Here is a 19,133-nt window from a genome sequence, read left to right as displayed (position 1 = left end):
GCGCGCCATCGGACGGGAGGCACGGGTCGGCGCCGCACCGCGCCTCCCGTCCCGTAGGTGCCTGCTGAACGGGCGCAACACGCCGCCGGTCCGTCGCCGAGCGGGCGCGAAACGGCCCGCTCGGCGCCGCCGAGCGACCGATTCCGCCCGCTCGACGAGCGGCACGGGCGGCACGAGCGGTGCGAGCCGCCGCCGCGCCGCGGGAGCGCGCCCCGGAGCTGTGGAAGTCCTCCACTTCCCTCCACGTGCTCCACATCCCTCCACCGGGTCCTCGATCCCCGTAGAACCGGGCCTCTCCGCGCCCAGGGACGCCAGAACTGAGCCTCCATCGACCCCAAAACAGGGCACGACGGCGATTTCGGGAATGATTTCCGCGCCATCGGGAGGGGAGTGGAGTAAAGTGGGGGATACAACGGTCCGGTGGAGCGGAGGGGAGGCCCGACGTGCTGCTCGGTACCCATGCCCCGAAGCTCGACGAGAAGGGTCGCGTGATCCTCCCCGCCAAGTTCCGGGACGAACTGTCCGGGGGCCTCGTGATGACCCGCGGGCAGGAGCGCTGCGTCGTCGTCTTCAGCGCGGACACGTTCGAGCAACTGCACGAGCGCATCCGCACCGCACCGATGACCTCGAAGCGCACCCGGGACTACATGCGCCTGTTCCTCTCCGGAGCGAGCGCGGAACAGCCCGACAAGCAGAACCGCGTCACCATCCCGCAGAACCTCCGCGAGTACGCGGGGCTCGAGCGGGACCTGACGGTCATCGGCTCCGGTGACCGTGCCGAGATCTGGTCGACCCCCGCGTGGGAGGCCTACTACGCAGAAGTCGAAGAGGGCTTCGCCGACAACGACGAGGAGGTGATCCCGGGGATCTTCTGATCCGTGGATCGGGACTCCCAGCCGTGCATCCCTGACACCCCTTCCCCGGTGTCAGGTCGCATGGATGGGGATCCGGACCCGCGGCCCGGAGGACGAGGGGCTGCACATGGCCGAGAACGAGACGGGCGCACAGCGCTTCCCCCACACCCCGGTGATGCTCGAACGCATCGTCGACCTCTTCACGCCCACCCTCGAGGGGCCGGGCAAGGTCGTGGTCGACGCGACGCTCGGCATGGGCGGCCACTCCGAGGGGCTGCTCGAGCGCTTCCCGGAGCTGACGCTCATCGGCCTCGACCGCGACACCGACGCGCTCGGCATCGCGGGGGAGCGGCTCGCCCGTTTCGGTGACCGCGTCCGCCTGGTGCACACGGTCTACGACGGCATCGTCGACGCGATCGAGGGCGAGGGGTTCGACGAGGTCGACGGCGTCCTGTTCGACCTCGGCGTCAGCTCCCTGCAGCTCGACCGGGCCGAACGCGGCTTCGCGTACAGCCAGGACGCGCCGCTCGACATGCGGATGGACCGGACCGAGGGGCAGACCGCCGCCGACGTCCTCGCCACCTACGACGAGGGCGAGCTGCGCCGGATCTTCCAGCGCTACGGCGAGGAGAAGCTCGCCGGTCGCTACGCCCGGGCGATCGTCGAGCGACGGGCGACCGCCCCGTTCGAGATGTCCGGCGACCTCGTCCAGGTCCTGCACGACGCGACCCCGGTGGCCATCCAGCGCCAGGGCCACCCCGCGAAGCGCGTGTTCCAGGCGCTGCGCATCGAGGTGAACGCCGAACTGAGCGTCCTCGAACGGGCGATCCCGGCGGCGCTCGACGCCATCGCGGTCGGTGGCCGCATCGTCGTCGAGTCGTACCAGTCGCTCGAGGACCGCATCGTCAAGCGGGCGCTGACCGCACGGACGAAGTCGAGCGCACCCGCTGGCCTGCCGGTCGAACTGCCCGAGCACCGGCCGACGTACGAACTGGTCGTCAAGGGCGCCGAGCTGGCCGACGAGGCCGAACGCGCCGCCAACCCACGAGCAACCCCCGTGCGCCTGCGCGCGGCCGAGCGGATCCGGAAGTGACATGAGCACGAACCTCGCACTCGTCGACCCCGCCGTCGTCCCGTCCCGCGCCCCGCGTCCGACGCGGCAGAACCGGCCGGAGCTCGTCGAGGTCACCCCGACGAAGGCCCAGCGCCGTGCCCGCCCGCGCATCGCGTACGCCGTGGTGGCGGTGGCCGCCCTCGGCATCTTGCTCCTCGCGCAGCTCGGCATCAGCATGGTCCTCAGCCAGGGCGCGTACACGCTGAACTCCCTGAGCGCGGAGCAGACGAACCTCTCCCGCACGCAGCAGTCGCTGTCCGAGGAGCTGCGGGTCCTCGACTCGCCGCAGAACCTGGCCCGCAACGCGCAGGCACTCGGCATGATCGCGAACTCGACGCCGGTGTACCTCGACCCGAAGACCGGCCGGGTGTACGGCACGCCGACCCCGGCGGTCGCGGACCAGGCCACGGCGGCGACCTCGAACCAGGTCCCGAACTCGCTGCTGGACGAGGTGCCGCTCGCCGCGAAGCAGGGCGACACCTCCACCAGCAAGGAGAGCGGGCCCACGGCGGGCAGCGACGCCGCCGCGGCGGACGCTGGGAAGACCGCAGGCGCCAGCGCGTCGGCCGGGGCTTCCTCGACGGCCGACGTAGAGTCCGACCCGAACCAGCTCCAGGCCCCGTCCACCCGGTGACCTGCGGGCCGGGGGCCCTGCCGCACGACCGCTCCACCCCGGGAAGGACCGCACCGCGTGACGAAGACGATCCGCAGCCGACGACTCCGCTACAGCGTCGTGATGATCGCCGTGATCGCCCTCGTGGCGGTCTTCGTGATCCGCCTCGTCGACATCCAGGTGGTCCAGGCCGCCGCGCTCAACGAGCTGTCGAAGGAGAAGCGGAGCATCCCCGTCACGATCTACGGCACCCGCGGGTCGATCGTGGACCGCAACGGGACCGAGCTCGCCGACAGCGTCACCCGGTACAACATCACGACCGCGCCACGGCTGGTCAAGAAGTTCGAGGGCAAGCTCGGCGGCACCCGGGTGAAGGACGTCTCGGTCGATCAGGCACTGACGGCACTGGCGAAGGCGTCCGGCGGTGACGTCGCCACCATGCAGAAGAACATCGCGGCCAACCCGCGGTCCGACTTCGCCTACCTCGTCAAGGGCCTCGACGTGAAGCACTACGAGGCGGTGACCGCGCTCGACATCCCCTGGATCTACAAGGAGCAGCAGGCGTCACGGGTGTACCCGACGGGTGCGACGGCCGGCAACATCACCGGCTTCATGGGCACCGACGGCGCCCAGGCCGGCCTCGAGTACGCCTACGACAAGTGCCTGGCCGGGTCGAACGGCTCCGAGACGTACGAGCGCGGGTCCGACGGTGTCCAGCTCCCGGGCAGCACCGTGACCACGAAGGAAGCCAAGGACGGCGGGACCGTCGAGACCACGATCGACAGCGACCTGCAGTACATGGCCGAGCAGACGATCGCGTCCGCCGCGAAGTCCCTGCAGGCCGAGTCGGCGACGGCGACCGTCACGAGCGTGAAGACCGGCGAACTCCTGGCCGTCGCGGACTACCCGACGGTCGACCCGAACAACGTCGACGGCACGACCGACAAGGGCGCGTTCGGCTCCCGGGCCCTCACGGCCACGTACGAGCCCGGGTCAACGATCAAGGCCGCCATCGCCGCCGCCCTCATCGACCAGGGCAAGTCGAGTCCGACCGACCAGGCCGTCGTGCCGTACACGCGCTCGTTCCCGTGGGGCGGGTCGATCCACGACTCCGAGTTCCACGACACCGAGAACCTCACGCTCACGGGCATCCTGCAGAACTCCTCGAACGTCGGGATCACCGAGCTCGGGGAACGCCTGACCGCCCAGCAGCGGTACGACTACATGCAGAAGTTCGGCCTGTTCGAGCCCGAGTCGGCGATCGACTACCCGGGCCAACCGTCGATGGACTACGGCACGAGCCCGAACTGGGACCAGCAGACGAACATCAACTCGATGTTCGGCCAGGGCATCTCGACGACCGCGATCCAGGTCGCGAGCATCTTCCAGACCCTGGCGAACGACGGCGTCCGGATCCCGCTGCACCTCGTCAAGGGCTGCGAGACCGCCGACGGCAAGACGATCGACGCGCCCGACGTGCAGCCGACGCGCGTCGTGTCCGCGAACGCCGCGACGCAGGTCACGGACATGCTGCAGAGCGTGGTCACCGGCGGCACCCTCGTCGGGATGAAGCCGATCTCCGGCTACAACATCGCCGCGAAGACCGGTACCGCCGAGGTCGCCGAGGGGTCGAAGGGCTACGGCGGCCAGCGCATCACCTCGGTGGCCGGAATGGCACCCGCCGAGGACCCCCAGTATGTTGTCACGGTGACGTTCACGAAGCCGCAGGCCAACAAGTGGTCCAGCGGAGCGGCTCCGGCGTTCCGAACTCTCATGTCCCAGGTGCTCGAGAAGTACCGAGTAGCCCCCTCCACGACGCCGGCGAAGACCTACCCGACCACGTGGTGAGGAAGAAGGAGCACTTGTCCGCACGGATCCCCCCGGTCCTCCGACCCGAACACCCGACCCCGAGGGCCGTGGCCGAACTCGCGAATGCGTTCGGTCTGCGAGTCGTCGGCTCGGTCGACGCCGTCGAGACGACCGGCGTCACCCTGAGCGCCGCCGAGGTGCAGCCGGGTGACCTCTTCGTCGGCGTGCACGGTGCGAACCGGCACGGCGCGGAGTTCTCCGCCGAGGCCGCCGAGCGCGGCGCGGTCGCGGTGCTGACCGACGACGCCGGCGTGGAGCACGCCCAGGCGGCCGGTCTGCCGGTGCTCGTCGTCGACGACCCCCGTGCGGCCCTCGGCGACGTGTCGGCGTGGGTGTACCGCACCCACCCGGACGAGGCCACCGACCTGCCGCAGCTGTTCGCCGTCACCGGTACGAACGGCAAGACGAGCACGTCCTACATCCTCGAGGGGATCCTCAAGCAGCTCGGCCTCGTCACGGGCCTCAGCTCCACCGCCGAGCGGCACATCGGCACGCTCAGCGTCACGAGCCGCCTCACCACGCCCGAGGCGAGCGAGATGCACGCCCTGCTCGCCCGGATGCGCGAGAGCGAGGTCCGCGCGGTCGCCGTCGAGGTGAGCGCCCAGGCCCTCAGCCGCCACCGCGTCGACGGCATCGTCTTCGACGTCGCGGCGTTCACGAACCTGTCGCACGACCACCTCGACGACTACGCCGACATGGAGGAGTACTACCAGGCGAAGCTCCCGCTGTTCCAGCCTGAACACGCCCGTCGCGGTGTCGTCTCGCTGGACACGGACTGGGGCCACCGCGTGGTGCAGGACTCCCGGATCCCGGTCACGACCATCACGGTCCACCCCGACGTCGAGGCCGAGTGGCACGTCGACATCGTCGAGGCGCACGCCGCCTACACCGAGTTCCGCCTGACCGGTCCCGAGGGCCGTGCGCTCACCACCCGTGTGCCCCTGATCGGCTGGCACATGGCCGCGAACGCCGCGCTGGCGATCGTGATGCTGGTCGAGGGCGGGTTCGAGCTCGGTGCCATCGCGCACGCGCTCGAGACGAACCACCGCCGTTACCCGGACGAGGACGAGCGCGAGCAGCGCGGCGAGCGGACGAGCGCCATCGAGTGCTACCTGCCCGGCCGGACCGAGCGCGTCTCGGGCGACCGCGGCCCGAGCGTCTACGTCGACTTCGGCCACAGCGCCGACGCCTTCGAGAACACCCTCGCGGCCGTCCGGCAGTTCACCCCCGGCAAGGTCCTCATGCTCTTCGGCGCCGACGGCGACCGCGACAAGACCAAGCGCGGCGACATGGCCCGCGTGGCGGCTGCGGGGAGCGACATCCTCGTCGTCACCGACCACCACCCGCGCTTCGAGGACGCCGCATCGATCCGGAAGACCCTCGTCGACGCCGCGCGCGAGGCGTTCCCGGAGCACGAGCTCCACGAGGTCAGCCCGCCCGAGGCCGCGATCCGCACCGCGGTGGGCCTCGTCGGCGAGGGGGACTCGATCCTCTGGGCCGGCCCCGGCCACCAGGACTACCGCGACATCCAGGGCGTCCGCACGCCGTACTCGGCACGCGACGAAGCCCGCCAGGCCCTCCGCGAGGCCGGTTGGGAACCGAACTCCGGCCCCACCGAGGAACTCCGATGATCGCCATGACCCTCGCCGAGATCGCGACAGCGGTCGACGGCGAGCTGATCCCGGGTGCCCAGGCGACCGACGTCGCCGACCAGGGCGACCTGGTCGTCGACGGCACGGTCGAGACCGACTCCCGCCTCGTGACGCCGGGCAGCGTGTTCTTCGCGCTCCCGGGCGAGGTCACCGACGGGCGACGCTTCGTCCCCGCGGCGACCGAGGCCGGCGCCGCGCTCGTCATCACGCCCGAGCGCGTCGAGACCACGGCACCGCAGATCGTCGTGGCGGACGGCTACGACGCCCTCGCCGCGCTCGCGCACGAGGTCGTCACGCGCGTCCGGATGGCGACCGCCGACCGCGTCGACGCCGACGGACGCCCGGCGCCGCTCAAGGTCGTCGGGATCACCGGCTCGAACGGCAAGACGAGCACGAAGAACATGCTCCGCACGATCCTCGAGCAGCACGGCGAGACCGTCGCGCCCCAGGGGTCGTTCAACAACCACGTCGGTGCGCCGATCTCGATGCTCCGCATCACCGAGGACACCCGGTACCTGGTCGTCGAGATGGGCGCGAGCGGCATCGGCCACATCGCCAAGCTCGTCGCGATCGCCGAGCCGGACGTCGGCGTCGTCCTCAAGGTCGGCCTCGCGCACGCCGGCGAGTTCGGCGGGATCGAGGCGACCCAGCGCGCCAAGTCCGAGATGGTCACCGACCTGCCCGGGAGCGCGACCGCGCTCCTCAACGTCGACGACGACCGTGTCGCGTCGATGCGCGACCTGACGGCCGCCCACGTCGTCGGCTTCGGCACGTCCGACGACGCCGACTACCGCATCACCGGCATCGAGACGGACCGCAACGGCACCCGTTTCACGCTCACCGCGCCTCCCGTCCGCCAGGAAGGCGACCCGTCTGCGGACGGACGGCCAGGAGGCACGGATCACGTCGACGTGCAGCTCGCGATCCTGGGTGAGCACCACGCCATGAACGCGTCCGCCGCGCTCACGGTCGCCCACCTGTGGGGCGTCCCGCTCGCCGCCGGCGCAGCCGCGCTCGCGTCGATGACGCGCGCCGAGCGCTGGCGCATGGAGCTCCTCCCCGGCGGCCCCGACGGCGTCACCGTGATCAACGACGCCTACAACGCGTCGCCCGACTCGACCGCAGCGGCGCTGCGGACCCTGGCGCAGATCGTGCGCCCGGGGGAGCGGACCGTCGCCGTGCTCGGCGAGATGGCCGAGCTCGGCGAGTTCTCGACGGAGGAGCACGACCGCATCGGTCGGCTCGTCGTCCGTCTCGGCATCGGACAGCTCGTGGTCGTCGGCCGCGGCGCGATGCCCATCCACCAGGCCGCCACCCTCGAGGGATCGTGGGACGGCGAGTCCGTGTTCATCGAGGACGTCGACGACGCCGTCCACTCACTGCAGGACATGCTCCGCCCCGGCGACGTCGTCCTCGTCAAGTCCTCGAAGTCCGCCGAACTGCGATTCCTCGGCGACCGCCTCGGAGGTGTCACCGAATGATCGCCCTCCTGATCGCCGGCGCCGTGTCGCTGGTGTTCACACTGCTGCTCACGCCGCTGTTCATCAAGCTGTTCCACCGCCTCGGCTGGGGACAGTTCATCCGCGACGACGGCCCGCAGTCGCACCACACCAAGCGCGGCACGGCGACGATGGGCGGCATCGTCCTCATCATCGGCGCGGTGCTCGGCTACTTCGTCGGACACCTGGTCGGCCGTGACTCGGTCACGCTGTCCGGCCTGCTCGTCCTGTTCCTCATGGTCGGCCTCGGGTTCGTCGGGTTCATCGACGACTTCCTCAAGGTCCGTCGTCAGCGCAGTCTCGGGCTCGGCGGCTGGGCGAAGGTCCTCGGGCAGGTCATCGTCGGCGTCATCTTCGCGACCGTGGCGCTCGTCGTCCCGTCCGGCAACGGCAAGCCGCCGGCGTCGACGATGGTGTCGGCCATCCGGGACATCCCGTGGCTCGACTTCATGGCGCTCGGCACCGTGATCGGCACCGTGCTGTTCCTGGCGTGGATCGTCCTGCTGACGGTCTCGACGTCGAACGGCGTGAACGTGGCGGACGGGCTCGACGGTCTCGCGACCGGCTCGAGCATCCTGGCCATCGGCTCGTACGTGATCATCGGCTTCTGGCAGTCGAACCAGATCTGCGGCGGTGCCCGGCTCGACGCGAGCACCGAGCACGCCTGCTACACCGTGACCAACCCGCTGGACCTCGCGGTGGTGGCGGCGGCGGTCTGCGGTGGCCTGATCGGCTTCCTCTGGTACAACACGTCGCCGGCGCAGATCTTCCTCGGCGACACCGGTTCGCTCGGGCTCGGCGGCGCGCTGGCCGGCCTCGCGATCCTCAGCCGCACGGAGCTCCTGCTCATCCTCATCGGTGGCCTGTTCTTCATCGTCACCGGTTCGGTCATCCTGCAGCGGGCGTACTTCAAGATCACCCACGGCAAGCGCATCTTCCGGATGAGTCCGCTGCACCACCACTTCGAGTTGAAGGGGTGGGCCGAGGTGACCGTCGTCGTCCGGTTCTGGATCATCGCGGGACTCTGCGTCGCCGCCGGTGTCGGACTCTTCTACCTCGAATGGATCGCACGAGTTGGTTGACGCGGTGTCCTCGTCCCGCCTGGAGTCCCTGGACAGCTGGTACGCCGAGGGCTGGACGGGGCTGAACGTCGCCGTGCTCGGCCTCGGCGCCACCGGGTTCTCGGTCGCCGACACCCTCGTCGAGCTCGGCAGCGCGGTGACGGTCTACTCGACCGACGCCCCGTCGGACAGTGTGGAGCTGCTCGACGTGATCGGTGCGCAGTTCGTGCAGGTGCCCCTCGACTCGGTCCCCGCCGCCCTCGAGGCCCAGGCGCCGGACGTCGTGATCGTGTCGCCGGGCCTGCCGCCGCACAACGCGACCGTGCAGTGGGCCGTGGCGAACAGCGTCGTGTGGGGTGACATCGAGCTCGCCTGGCGTGTCCGTGACAAGGTCGTGCGCGGCCCCATCGCTGCGCCCTGGGTGACCATCACGGGCACGAACGGCAAGACCACCACGACGCAGCTCGCGACCGCGATGTTCGAGGCCGGCGGGCTCCGCGCGGTGGCGTGCGGCAACATCGGCGTGCCCGTCCTCGACGTCGTGCGCGATCCTGACGGCTACGACGTCCTCGTCGTCGAACTCTCCAGCCACCAGCTGCACTACATGCCGACGACCGGCGACGGTGCCGTGGTGCCCCTCGCCAGCGCCTGCCTGAACATCGCGGACGACCACCTCGAGTGGCACGGCTCCGCCGAGGCCTACCGGGCCGCGAAGGCCAAGGTCTACGAGCGCACGGTCCTCGCCTGCGTGTACAACACCACGGACGACGTCACCCGGCACATGGTCGAGGACGCCGACGTCGTCGAGGGGTGCCGTGCCGTGGGCTTCGGCCCGGGAATCCCCGCGCCCGGCGACGTCGGGGTGGTCGAGGACGTCCTCTGCGACCGGGCCTTCACCGACGACCGACGGAACAGCGCGCTCGAGCTCGCCACCGTCGCCGACCTCGAGGCCGCCGGGCTCGCCAGCCCGCACATGACGATGAACGTCCTCGCCGCGGCCGCACTCGCCCGTGCGGCCTCCGTGCAGCCGAGCGCGATCCGCACCGCCGTGCAGGGCTTCCGCGCCGACCACCACCGCACCGAGCTGGTGGCCTCCGCCGAGGGCGTCACCTGGGTGGACGACTCGAAGGCGACGAACCCGCACGCGGCCACGGCGTCGCTCGCGGCGTTCGACAAGGTGGTGTGGATCGTCGGTGGCCTGTTCAAGGGCGTCGACATCGACGGACTGGTCGAGCGCTTCGGGCCGGACGTCCGCGGCGTCGTCGTGATCGGGACCGATCGCGGTCCCGTGCTCGAGGCATTCGCGCGACACGCGCCCGGGGTGCCGGTGCTGCAGGTCGAGGCAGCGGACACTGATCAGGTCATGCCCGAGGCGGTCCGGCATGCCGCATCGGTCGCGAGGCCGGGCGACACGGTCCTCCTCGCCCCGGCTGCGGCGTCGTTCGACCAGTTCGGCTCCTACGCGGACCGGGGGCGTCGATTCGCGGCGGCGGTCCACGAGCACCTGGGAGGAAACGCCGATGGCGACGACGGATCTCCCGAGCGGCCGTAGCGGCGGATCGGCCCCCGGCCGACCGCACGCACCCGCACGCCGCCACAACGGGGCGGTCGTCGCCGTCAAGAACGTCTTCGTCGCCGAGTCGAGCACCTTCTACACGATCCTGGGCGTCACACTCTTCCTCGTCGTCTTCGGCGTGGTCATGGTGCTGTCCTCGTCGAGTGTGGAGCAGTACGCCGCGACGCACGACTTCTTCGGCGCGGCCTCCCGTCAGGGCCTCTACGCCGTGCTCGGCGTCCCGCTCATGCTCATCGCCTCCCGCCTGCCCGCACGGTTCTGGCGGAAGTGGGCGATGTGGATCGTCGGGGTCGGCCTCGTCGTGCAGGCGCTCGTCGTCCTGACCCCGCTCGGCTACTCGATCCAGGGCAACCGGAACTGGATCCGCCTCGGGTCGTTCACCGCGCAGCCGTCCGAGATCCTCAAGCTCGCGCTCGTGCTGGGCATCGGCGCGATCATGTACGTCAAGCGGGAGAAGCTCGACGACTGGAAAGAGGTCTTCATCCCGATCGGCATCGCGTCGCTCGGCTCGATCGGCCTCGTCCTCGTCGGCGGCGACCAGGGCACCGCGATGATCATGCTCATCCTGGTGTTCGGCGCGCTCTACGTCGGCGGCGCCCGGGCGAAGCACCTGCTCGTCGGGGTGCTCGGCCTGGCCGTGCTGCTGCCGTTCGTCACGATGGCGTCGAGTTCCCGGTCGCACCGCATCAGCGCCTGGCTCTCCGGCTGCACCGACACGAGCCAGTACCAGGACCTCTGCTGGCAGCCGACCCACGGCATGTGGGCGCTGGCCTCCGGCGGCGTCTTCGGGGTGGGTCTCGGCAACTCCAAGGCGAAGTGGTCGTGGCTCCCCGAGGCCGACAACGACTACATCTTCGCGATCATCGGCGAGGAGCTCGGGCTCGTCGGCGCCGTCGTCGTGCTCGCCCTGTTCGTGGTCCTCGCGGTCGGCATGATCAAGATCATCCGCCAGTCGAACGACCCCTTCGTGAAGACCGTCACCGGTGGAGTGCTCGCGTGGATCATCGGCCAGGCGCTCGTCAACATCGCCGTGGTCCTCGGCCTCCTGCCGGTCCTCGGCGTCCCCCTCCCACTCATCTCGGCCGGTGGCTCCGCGCTGATCATGACCCTCGTCGCCATCGGCGTCGTCCTGTCCTTCGCGCGCGACCTCCCGGGCAAGAGCGACCTCCCGGGCAGGAACAGCGTCGGCCGCACCACCACGAACGGAACCCTCCGGTGAACACGTACCTCTTCGCGGGCGGCGGCACCGCCGGCCACGTGAACCCGCTGCTCGCGGTCGCCGACCGGCTGACCGAGCGCGAGCTCGACGCCGAGGTCCTCGTCCTCGGCACCGCAGAGGGCCTCGAGTCCCGGCTCGTCCCGATGCGCGGCTACGAGCTGCTGACGATCCCGCGCCTGCCGTTCCCGCGCAAGCCGAACGCCGCCGCCCTCCGCTTCCCCGGCGGGTTCCTCGGCGCCGTCCGTCGGGTCGAGCAGATCATCCGCGAGCGCGAGGTCGACGTCGTCCTCGGTGTCGGGGGCTACGCGGCCGCACCGGCGTACATCGCCGCACGCCGTACCGGCACCCCGATCGTCGTGCACGAGCAGAACGCCAAGCCCGGCCTGGCGAACCGCCTGGCAGCGTTCCTCACCGACCACGTGGGCGTGACCTTCTCGAACACGCGGCTCCGCCACGGCCGGGTCGTCGGCATGCCGCTCCGGCGCGAGATCGAGTCGCTCGACCGTCGTGCGAGCCGCGCAGAGGGCCTCGCCGAGTTCGGGCTCGACCCCGCGCGACCGGTCCTGCTCGTCACGGGCGGGTCCTCCGGCGCGCGGAGCATCAACCGCACCGTGAACCGGAGCGCCGCGACGATCGTCGGTGCCGGCTGGCAGGTCCTGCACGTCGTCGGCGGGAAGTCCGACATCGGCCCGAGCGACCTCGACGGCTACCACGTGCTGCCCTACTGCGACCGGATGGACCTGGCGTACGCCGCGAGCGACTTCGTGGTCTCGCGCGCCGGCGCCGGCATGGTCTGCGAGCTGACCGCCGTCGGGCTGCCGAGCGTCCTCGTGCCGTACCCTGTCGGCAACGGCGAGCAGCGGCACAACGCGAAGGACGTCGTCGACGCCGGGGGAGCGGTCCTCGTGGCCGACGCGGAATTCGACGAGGACTGGGTGACGTTCCAGCTGCTGAACACCCTGCAGGACCGGGCCCGCATCGCCGACATGACCGTCCGTGCCGGCAGCGTCGGACACCGCGACGGCGCCGACCGCATGACGGACCTCGTCCTCGACGCCGCGAAGCGCGCGACCGATGCGCCGCGCGACGCGCACGACAGCACCACGGAGGAACGATGACCATCAAGCCGGACCTGACACAGCCGATCCCCGACGACCTCGGCACGGTCCACTTCGTCGGCATCGGCGGCTCCGGCATGAGCGGCATCGCCCGGCTCTTCCTCGCCGCCGGCCACCGCGTGACCGGCAGCGACTCGCGCGAGACCGCCACCACGGGCACCATGCGCGACCTCGGCGCCGAGGTGCACATCGGCCACGACGCCGCGAACGTCGGCGACGCGGACACCATCGTCGTCACGAGCGCGCTCTGGCCGGACAACCCGGAACTCCTCGAGGCCCAGCGCCGCGGCCTGCCGGTCCTGCACCGGTCCCAGGCCCTCGCCGCCCTGATCGCCGAGCACCGCCTCGTCGCGGTCGCCGGCGCGCACGGCAAGACCACCTCCACCGGCATGATCGTCACCGCGCTCGTCGAGCTCGGCCTGGACCCGAGCTTCGTGAACGGTGGGGTCATCCAGTCCCTCGGCACGAGCTCGGCCCCCGGCTCGAGCGACCTGTTCGTCGTCGAGGCCGACGAGTCCGACGGCTCGTTCCTGCTCTACGACGTCGCGGTCGCCCTCATCACGAACGTCGACGCCGACCACCTCGACCACTACGGCAGCGAGGAGGCCTTCACCGAGGCCTTCGTCGAGTTCGCCGCGAAGGCGAGCGAGCGCGTCGTGATCTCGAGCGACGACGCCGGCGCGAAGGCGGTCACGGCCGGGATCCGTGCCCGCGAGGACGCCCCCGAGATCGTCACCTTCGGCGAGGCCGTCGACGCCGACGTCCGGATCGAGGGGATCACCGAGTCCGCCGGGGTCGAGGTCGACTTCCGCGCCGCGGGCGAGGCACACCACCTGACGCTCCGGGTCCCCGGCCGCCACAACGCGATCAACGCCGTCGGCGCCTTCGCCGTCCTGACCGGACTCGGCGTCGCCGCCGAGGACGCGATCCGTGGCATCGAGGCCTTCGGCGGGACCCAGCGGCGCTTCGAGCTGCACGGCGTCGAGCGCGGCGTCTCGGTCTACGACGACTACGCGCACCACCCGACCGAGGTGGCGGCGGCGCTCAAGGCCGCACGGAACGTCGTGGGCGACGGCCGGATCATCGCGATCCACCAGCCGCACCTGTACTCGCGGACGCGCCTGATGGCCGGTGACTTCGCCAAGGTCTACGAGGAGCTCGCCGACCACACCGTCGTCCTCGATGTCTACGGCGCCCGCGAGGACCCGGAGCCCGGCGTCACCGGCGCCCTCGTGCAGGAGCGCTTCGCCGACCAGTCCCGCGTCGAGTTCCTGCCCGACTGGGACGAGGCCTCGGCGCGTGCGGCCGCGGTCGCGCGCGACGGCGACATCATCATGACCCTGAGCTGCGGCGATGTGTACCGCATCATCCCGCAGGTGCTCAGCGCCCTCCACGACGACGGGGCGCTGTCCCGGTGAAGCGTCCAGAGGGGTTCGACGAGCGGCCGGCCCGTCCGGACGCACCTGCCGACGGCGCGGGCGCGCCCCGGCAGCGTCATGCCCCGCTGATCCCGCGGCGTCCGTCCCGCGCGCCCGAGCCGGTGGTCCAGGAGGCGCGGCTCGCGCCCGCCACCGAGGAACCGGTCGTCGAGACGGCCGACCCCACCGCCGCCGACCCGTCGAACGGGTCGGCTCGCGACCGCGCCGGTGCCCTCGCCGGCGCCGCCGGCCGTCGCCTCGGCGCCGGACTGTCGTCCGTCGCCGACCGGCTGCGCGAGTACACGCCCGACGAGGACCACCACGACCCCGAGGCCGAGCGCCTCGCCCGGGAGCGGCAGGAGACCGAGCGCCGCGACGCCGAGCGGCTCGCCCACCTCACCGACCTGCACGGCCCGGGCGAGGACGGCCACGAGCGCCCGATCGGCGCCGGCGTCCGCGCTGCCGAGACCGCGCGGGAGGCCCGGGTGGCCAAGCGCCGTCGTCGCCTCCTCGAGCGCGCCGAGGTCCGCCGCTTCACCCGACGCAGCCGGCACCGCCGCGCCGCCTGGATCACCGCCGCGAGCATCGTCCTCGTGTTCGGGATCTCGATCCTCGTCGCGGTGTTCTCGCCGTTGATGGCGCTCCAGACCATCGAGGTCAAGGGGACGAACCGCGTCGACGAGACCCAGCTCCGCCAGGCGCTCTCCGACCAGATCGGCACCCCGCTCGCCCGGCTCGACTTCGACGCCATCAAGAAGGACATCGCCGGCTTCCCGCTCATCGAGAGCTACGTGACGGAGGAAGCCCCGCCGCACACCCTCGTGGTCACCGTGACCGAGCGCACCCCGGTCGTCGCGGTGCGGTCGGGGAAGTCCTTCGACCTGGTCGACCCGGCCGGCATCGTCGTACAGTCGTCGCCGAAGCAGCCCGCGAACATGCCCGTCGCCGACATCGGCAACGCGAAGCTCGGCTCGTCGGAGTTCCGCACGATGACCGAGGTGGTGCTCGCGCTCCCGTCGACCGTGCGTCAGCAGGTGACGAGCGTGAAGGGCTCGACCGCCGACGACGTCACGCTCACCCTCAAGGACGGCTCGAGCGTCGTCTGGGGGAACCCGGAGCAGTCGGACGCGAAGGCGGCCCTGCTCGCGGCCCTCGTGAAGGACCACGCGGCGCGGAACCCCGGCGTCGTCGTCGAGTACGACGTCAGCGCTCCGGACAACGGCATCATCCGCGCGAAGAAGTAGCGGAAGTCGTCGCGGAATCGCGCGACACGCGGCGTGGCGGGGCGACAGTGCCCGGAGCGCACCCGTAGCGTCGAAGCCAGCACCACATCTACCAGCAATGCCCCTGAACTTCAAGTAGAGGTTGAGGGTTCGACCGGAGGCCTGACTGACGTGACCACGAACCACAACTACCTCGCCGTCATCAAGGTCGTCGGCGTCGGCGGCGGCGGCGTGAACGCCGTCAACCGGATGATCGAGCTCGGCCTCCGCGGGGTGGAGTTCATCGCGATCAACACCGACGCGCAGGCGCTGCTCCTGAGCGACGCCGACGTCAAGCTCGACGTGGGCCGCGAGATCACCCGCGGCCTCGGCGCCGGAGCGGACCCCGAGGTCGGCCGTCGTGCCGCCGAGGACCACGCCGAGGAGATCGAAGAGGCCCTCGCCGGTGCCGACATGGTCTTCGTCACCGCCGGTGAGGGTGGTGGGACCGGCACGGGTGGTGCGCCCGTGGTCGCCCGCATCGCGAAGTCGATCGGCGCGCTCACCATCGGTGTCGTCACGAAGCCGTTCAGCTTCGAGGGCAAGCGTCGTCAGTCGCAGGCCGAGAACGGTGTCGCCGGCCTCAAGGACGAGGTCGACACGCTCATCGTCGTGCCGAACGACCGCCTGCTCGAGATCAGCGACCGCGGCATCTCGATGGTCGAGGCGTTCGCCACGGCCGACCAGGTGCTCCTCGCCGGCGTCCAGGGCATCACCGACCTGATCACCACCCCCGGCCTGATCAACCTCGACTTCGCCGACGTGAAGTCCGTCATGCAGGGTGCCGGTTCGGCGCTCATGGGCATCGGTTCCTCGCGCGGTGCCGACCGGGCGATCAAGGCGGCCGAACTGGCCGTCGCGAGCCCGCTGCTCGAGGCCTCGATCGACGGTGCGCACGGCGTGCTGCTCTCGATCCAGGGTGGCTCGAACCTCGGCATCTTCGAGATCAACGACGCGGCCCGTCTCGTGCAGGAGGCCGTGCACCCCGAGGCGAACATCATCTTCGGTGCCGTCATCGACGACACGCTCGGCGACGAGGTCCGCGTGACCGTCATCGCCGCGGGCTTCGACGGCGGCGAGCCCACCTCGCAGCAGAAGGAGCGCCGCTCCAGCTGGGTCGACCCCGAGGCCGGCGCGACCGTCCCCGTGGCGTCCGCCGGTGCGACCGGCGCGATCGAGGACTCGTCCTCGTCCGCCCCGTCATGGGCGTCGCAGGAGCACGAGGCGCCCGCGCAGCGTGCCGCCGACCCGGCGTTCGACGACGATGACGACGAGCTCGACGTCCCCGACTTCCTGAAGTAACGAGCGTTGTCCGACGACCCGCGCCTCCCGTCCCCGTCAGCAGACGACGGACTGGAGGCGCGTCTCGCGTCCGTCAGGAGCGGCATCTCCGACGCGGCGCGCGCCGCAGGGCGCTCGGCCGACGAGCTCACGCTCGTCGTCGTCACGAAGTTCCACCCGGCGTCGCTCGTCCGCGACCTCGCCGCGCTCGGCGTCACCGACGTGGGGGAGAACCGGCACCAGGAGGCGCAGGCGAAGGCTGCCGAGCTCGCCGACCTCCCGCTGACCTGGCACTTCGTCGGACAGCTGCAGTCGAAGAAGGCCCGGCAGGTCCGGCGGTACGCGCACGTCGTGCAGTCGCTCGACCGCGAGTCCGTGGTGGACGCGTTCGCGCCGACCGAGGCCGAACCCGAGCCGACGGTGATCGACGGCTTCGTGCAGGTCAACCTGACCGACGACCCGGACCGCGGTGGCGTCCGACCCGACGCCGTCGAGGCCATGGTGTCGCGGGTGCTCGCGACCGGCACGATCCGGCTCCGTGGGGTGATGGCCGTCGCACCGCTCGACGAGGAGCCGCGCGCGGCCTTCGCCCGGCTCCGTGGGGTCTCCGAGCGCGTGGTGTCCCTCGCCCCCGCCGCGACGGACATCTCGGCCGGGATGAGCGGTGACTACGCCGACGCCGTGCTCGAGGGCGCGACACACCTGCGGATCGGGACCGCAATCACGGGAAATCGGCCGGTCGCGCCCTAGCCTCGTTGCAAGGGCATCCACGAGCACCGACCTCCGGAGGAACCATGGCCAACCCGCTGAAGAAGACGATGGTCTACCTGGGCCTCGCCGACGAGGAACTCGAGTACGAGGACGAGCAGCCGCAGCAGCAGACCGCGCGGCAGCAGTCCGCTCCGGCCCCTGCCCCCGCGCCCGCTCCGGTCGCCGACGAGACCCCCGCGCCTGCCGCGGCACCGGTGGCGCCCGTCGCCGCCGAGCCCAAGGCGCACACCCACCAGCGCGGCGCCCAGGTCACCCCGCTCCGCCGCTCGCACACGTCCGCACAGAAGGCAGCACCGGTCCAGGAAATGAACGAGATCCTCACCGTCCACCCCCGCGAGTACAAGGACGCCCAGTCCATCGCCGAGAGCTTCCGCGACGGCATCCCCGTCATCATCAACCTCTCGCAGATGACCGAGGCCGACGCCCGCCGCATGATCGACTTCGCCTCCGGGCTGTCGCTCGGCCTCTACGGCAAGATCGAGCGCGTCACCAACAAGGTGTTCCTGCTGTCGCCGGCGCACGTCGCGGTGAGCGGTGAGGCGCCTGAGGTAGAGTCCGACATCGAGGCGTCCTTCTTCGCCCAGTCCTGAGTCCCTCAGGCCCACCCGCCCCGTGCGGCTCGTCGCAAGACGGTCCGCACCCGAGCTGAGCGAGCCCCATCGTGACCGCGATCCTCACGATCCTGTCCTACCTCCTCCTGCTGTACATCCTCGTGCTGTGGGGGCGGTTCGTCCTCGACATCGTCCAGCAGTTCAACCGGTCCTGGCGGCCGCGTGGAGCACTCCTCGTCGTCGCCGACGTGGTCTACACCGTGACGGACCCGCCGATCCGGGCGGTCCGCCGGGTCCTCCCGCCGATGCGCATGGGCCCCGTGGCGCTCGACTTCGGCTGGACGATCGTGCTCCTCCTGGCGATCATCATCCGGTTCGTGATCGCCCTGCTCATCCCCGTGTTCGCCAACTAAGAGGACACGACACGCGCCACGCCCAGTGCGTGGTCACGGTTCACGGCCACCATCGGTGTACGGTGGTCGGGATCCGATGCTCGCCCCGGCGTGGCATCCGCACCGTTCGGCGCGACTGGTAGATTCGGTCGCACCGAGACGGTTCCACACGTTCAGCAGTTCTATTGAGGTGACGGCAATGGCTTTGACGCCGGAAGACGTAGTCAACAAGCGGTTCCAGCCGACGAAGTTCCGCGAGGGCTACGACCAGGACGAGGTCGACGACTTCCTCGACGAGGTCGTCGTCGAGCTCCGTCGCCTGACGGCCGAGAACGACGAGCTCCGCCAGCGCCTGCAGACGGCCGAGTCCGCGCCGAAGCCGGCCGAGGCCGAGCAGTCCGCTCCGACCCCCGAGCCCGAGCCGGAGCCCGCCCCCGTGGCAGCCGCGCCGGAGCCCGCTCCGGTCGCCGCCGCCGCGCCGGCCACCACGGTCCCGGCCGACGAGGACACCGAGGGCACCACGAACCTCCTGACGCTCGCCCGTCGTCTCCACGAGGAGCACGTCCGCGAAGGCGTCGAGAAGCGCGACGCGCTCATCGCCGAGGGCACCGCGCAGGCCGCCCGTCTCGTCTCCGAGGCCGAGGCCAAGCAGCGCCAGATCATCGCCGACACCGAGAACACGAACCGTCAGCGTGTCGCGGTGCTCGAGCAGGAGCAGCGCCAGCTCGAGGGCAAGATCGACGAGCTCCGCACGTTCGAGCGCGACTACCGTGCACAGCTCAAGAGCTACATCCAGGGTCAGCTCAACGAGCTGGACGGCTCGGGCACCGAGCAGTCCGGGCTCACCCCGGCGCCGGCATCGGCGCAGGGCTTCGGCAACTGA

At 71.0% G+C, this 19,133-nt stretch carries 17 protein-coding genes; all 17 read left to right on the top strand.

Going from position 1 to position 19,133, the window contains the following annotated elements; all coding sequences use genetic code 11:
• The first annotated feature begins 443 nt into the window (after positions 1-443).
• Positions 444-875, top strand: a complete 432-nt coding sequence (mraZ, locus tag BM028_RS15555; protein ID WP_022906684.1) for a division/cell wall cluster transcriptional repressor MraZ — start codon at positions 444-446, stop codon at positions 873-875.
• A 106-nt stretch (positions 876-981) separates the two neighbouring features.
• A complete protein-coding gene (rsmH, locus tag BM028_RS15550; protein WP_175473627.1) occupies positions 982-1,947 on the top strand; it encodes a 16S rRNA (cytosine(1402)-N(4))-methyltransferase RsmH in 966 nt (321 codons plus the stop codon).
• A gap of 1 nt (position 1,948) precedes the next feature.
• Complete coding sequence (locus BM028_RS15545) at positions 1,949-2,602, top strand: cell division protein FtsL (protein WP_070418648.1); 654 nt, start codon at positions 1,949-1,951, stop codon at positions 2,600-2,602.
• A 57-nt stretch (positions 2,603-2,659) separates the two neighbouring features.
• Positions 2,660-4,429: a peptidoglycan D,D-transpeptidase FtsI family protein gene (locus tag BM028_RS15540; protein WP_083295312.1), complete on the top strand. Its 1,770-nt coding sequence runs from the start codon at positions 2,660-2,662 to the stop codon at positions 4,427-4,429.
• Between the two features lie 14 nt (positions 4,430-4,443).
• Complete coding sequence (locus BM028_RS15535) at positions 4,444-6,081, top strand: Mur ligase family protein (protein WP_071301970.1); 1,638 nt, start codon at positions 4,444-4,446, stop codon at positions 6,079-6,081.
• Positions 6,078-7,583 (top strand): UDP-N-acetylmuramoyl-tripeptide--D-alanyl-D-alanine ligase, encoded by a 1,506-nt coding sequence (locus BM028_RS15530; RefSeq protein ID WP_092387638.1) that lies wholly within the window; start codon positions 6,078-6,080, stop codon positions 7,581-7,583. The genes BM028_RS15535 and BM028_RS15530 overlap by 4 nt, the downstream gene beginning before the upstream one ends.
• Complete coding sequence (gene mraY, locus BM028_RS15525; protein WP_071294947.1) at positions 7,580-8,683, top strand: phospho-N-acetylmuramoyl-pentapeptide-transferase; 1,104 nt, start codon at positions 7,580-7,582, stop codon at positions 8,681-8,683. Before BM028_RS15530 ends, mraY begins: the two co-directional genes overlap by 4 nt.
• A gap of 4 nt (positions 8,684-8,687) precedes the next feature.
• Complete coding sequence (gene murD, locus BM028_RS15520; RefSeq protein WP_175496098.1) at positions 8,688-10,214, top strand: UDP-N-acetylmuramoyl-L-alanine--D-glutamate ligase; 1,527 nt, start codon at positions 8,688-8,690, stop codon at positions 10,212-10,214.
• Complete coding sequence (ftsW, locus tag BM028_RS15515) at positions 10,183-11,457, top strand: putative lipid II flippase FtsW (protein WP_092387634.1); 1,275 nt, start codon at positions 10,183-10,185, stop codon at positions 11,455-11,457. Before murD ends, ftsW begins: the two co-directional genes overlap by 32 nt.
• The gene (murG, locus tag BM028_RS15510) at positions 11,454-12,575 is read left to right on the top strand and encodes an undecaprenyldiphospho-muramoylpentapeptide beta-N-acetylglucosaminyltransferase (protein WP_092387632.1); all 1,122 of its coding nucleotides are present in this window, start codon (positions 11,454-11,456) and stop codon (positions 12,573-12,575) included. The genes ftsW and murG overlap by 4 nt, the downstream gene beginning before the upstream one ends.
• On the top strand, positions 12,572-13,993 hold the full coding sequence (gene murC, locus BM028_RS15505; protein WP_071294943.1) for a UDP-N-acetylmuramate--L-alanine ligase: 1,422 nt from the start codon (positions 12,572-12,574) through the stop codon (positions 13,991-13,993). The genes murG and murC overlap by 4 nt, the downstream gene beginning before the upstream one ends.
• A complete protein-coding gene (locus BM028_RS15500; protein WP_139219837.1) occupies positions 13,990-15,237 on the top strand; it encodes a cell division protein FtsQ/DivIB in 1,248 nt (415 codons plus the stop codon). The genes murC and BM028_RS15500 overlap by 4 nt, the downstream gene beginning before the upstream one ends.
• A gap of 150 nt (positions 15,238-15,387) precedes the next feature.
• The gene (ftsZ, locus tag BM028_RS15495) at positions 15,388-16,557 is read left to right on the top strand and encodes a cell division protein FtsZ (RefSeq protein ID WP_070418655.1); all 1,170 of its coding nucleotides are present in this window, start codon (positions 15,388-15,390) and stop codon (positions 16,555-16,557) included.
• 6 nt (positions 16,558-16,563) lie between these two features.
• Entirely contained in the window at positions 16,564-17,286 is a 723-nt protein-coding gene (locus BM028_RS15490; RefSeq protein ID WP_092387628.1) for a YggS family pyridoxal phosphate-dependent enzyme, read from the top strand.
• A 44-nt stretch (positions 17,287-17,330) separates the two neighbouring features.
• The gene (locus BM028_RS15485) at positions 17,331-17,897 is read left to right on the top strand and encodes a cell division protein SepF (protein WP_092387626.1); all 567 of its coding nucleotides are present in this window, start codon (positions 17,331-17,333) and stop codon (positions 17,895-17,897) included.
• Between the two features lie 71 nt (positions 17,898-17,968).
• On the top strand, positions 17,969-18,271 hold the full coding sequence (locus BM028_RS15480; protein ID WP_092387624.1) for a YggT family protein: 303 nt from the start codon (positions 17,969-17,971) through the stop codon (positions 18,269-18,271).
• Positions 18,272-18,449: 178 nt separating this feature from the next.
• Entirely contained in the window at positions 18,450-19,133 is a 684-nt protein-coding gene (locus BM028_RS15475; protein WP_070418658.1) for a DivIVA domain-containing protein, read from the top strand.

This window comes from Curtobacterium sp. YR515, assembly GCF_900113095.1.
GTDB lineage: Bacteria > Actinomycetota > Actinomycetes > Actinomycetales > Microbacteriaceae > Curtobacterium.
This window is presented reverse-complemented; position numbering and strand designations above follow the sequence as displayed.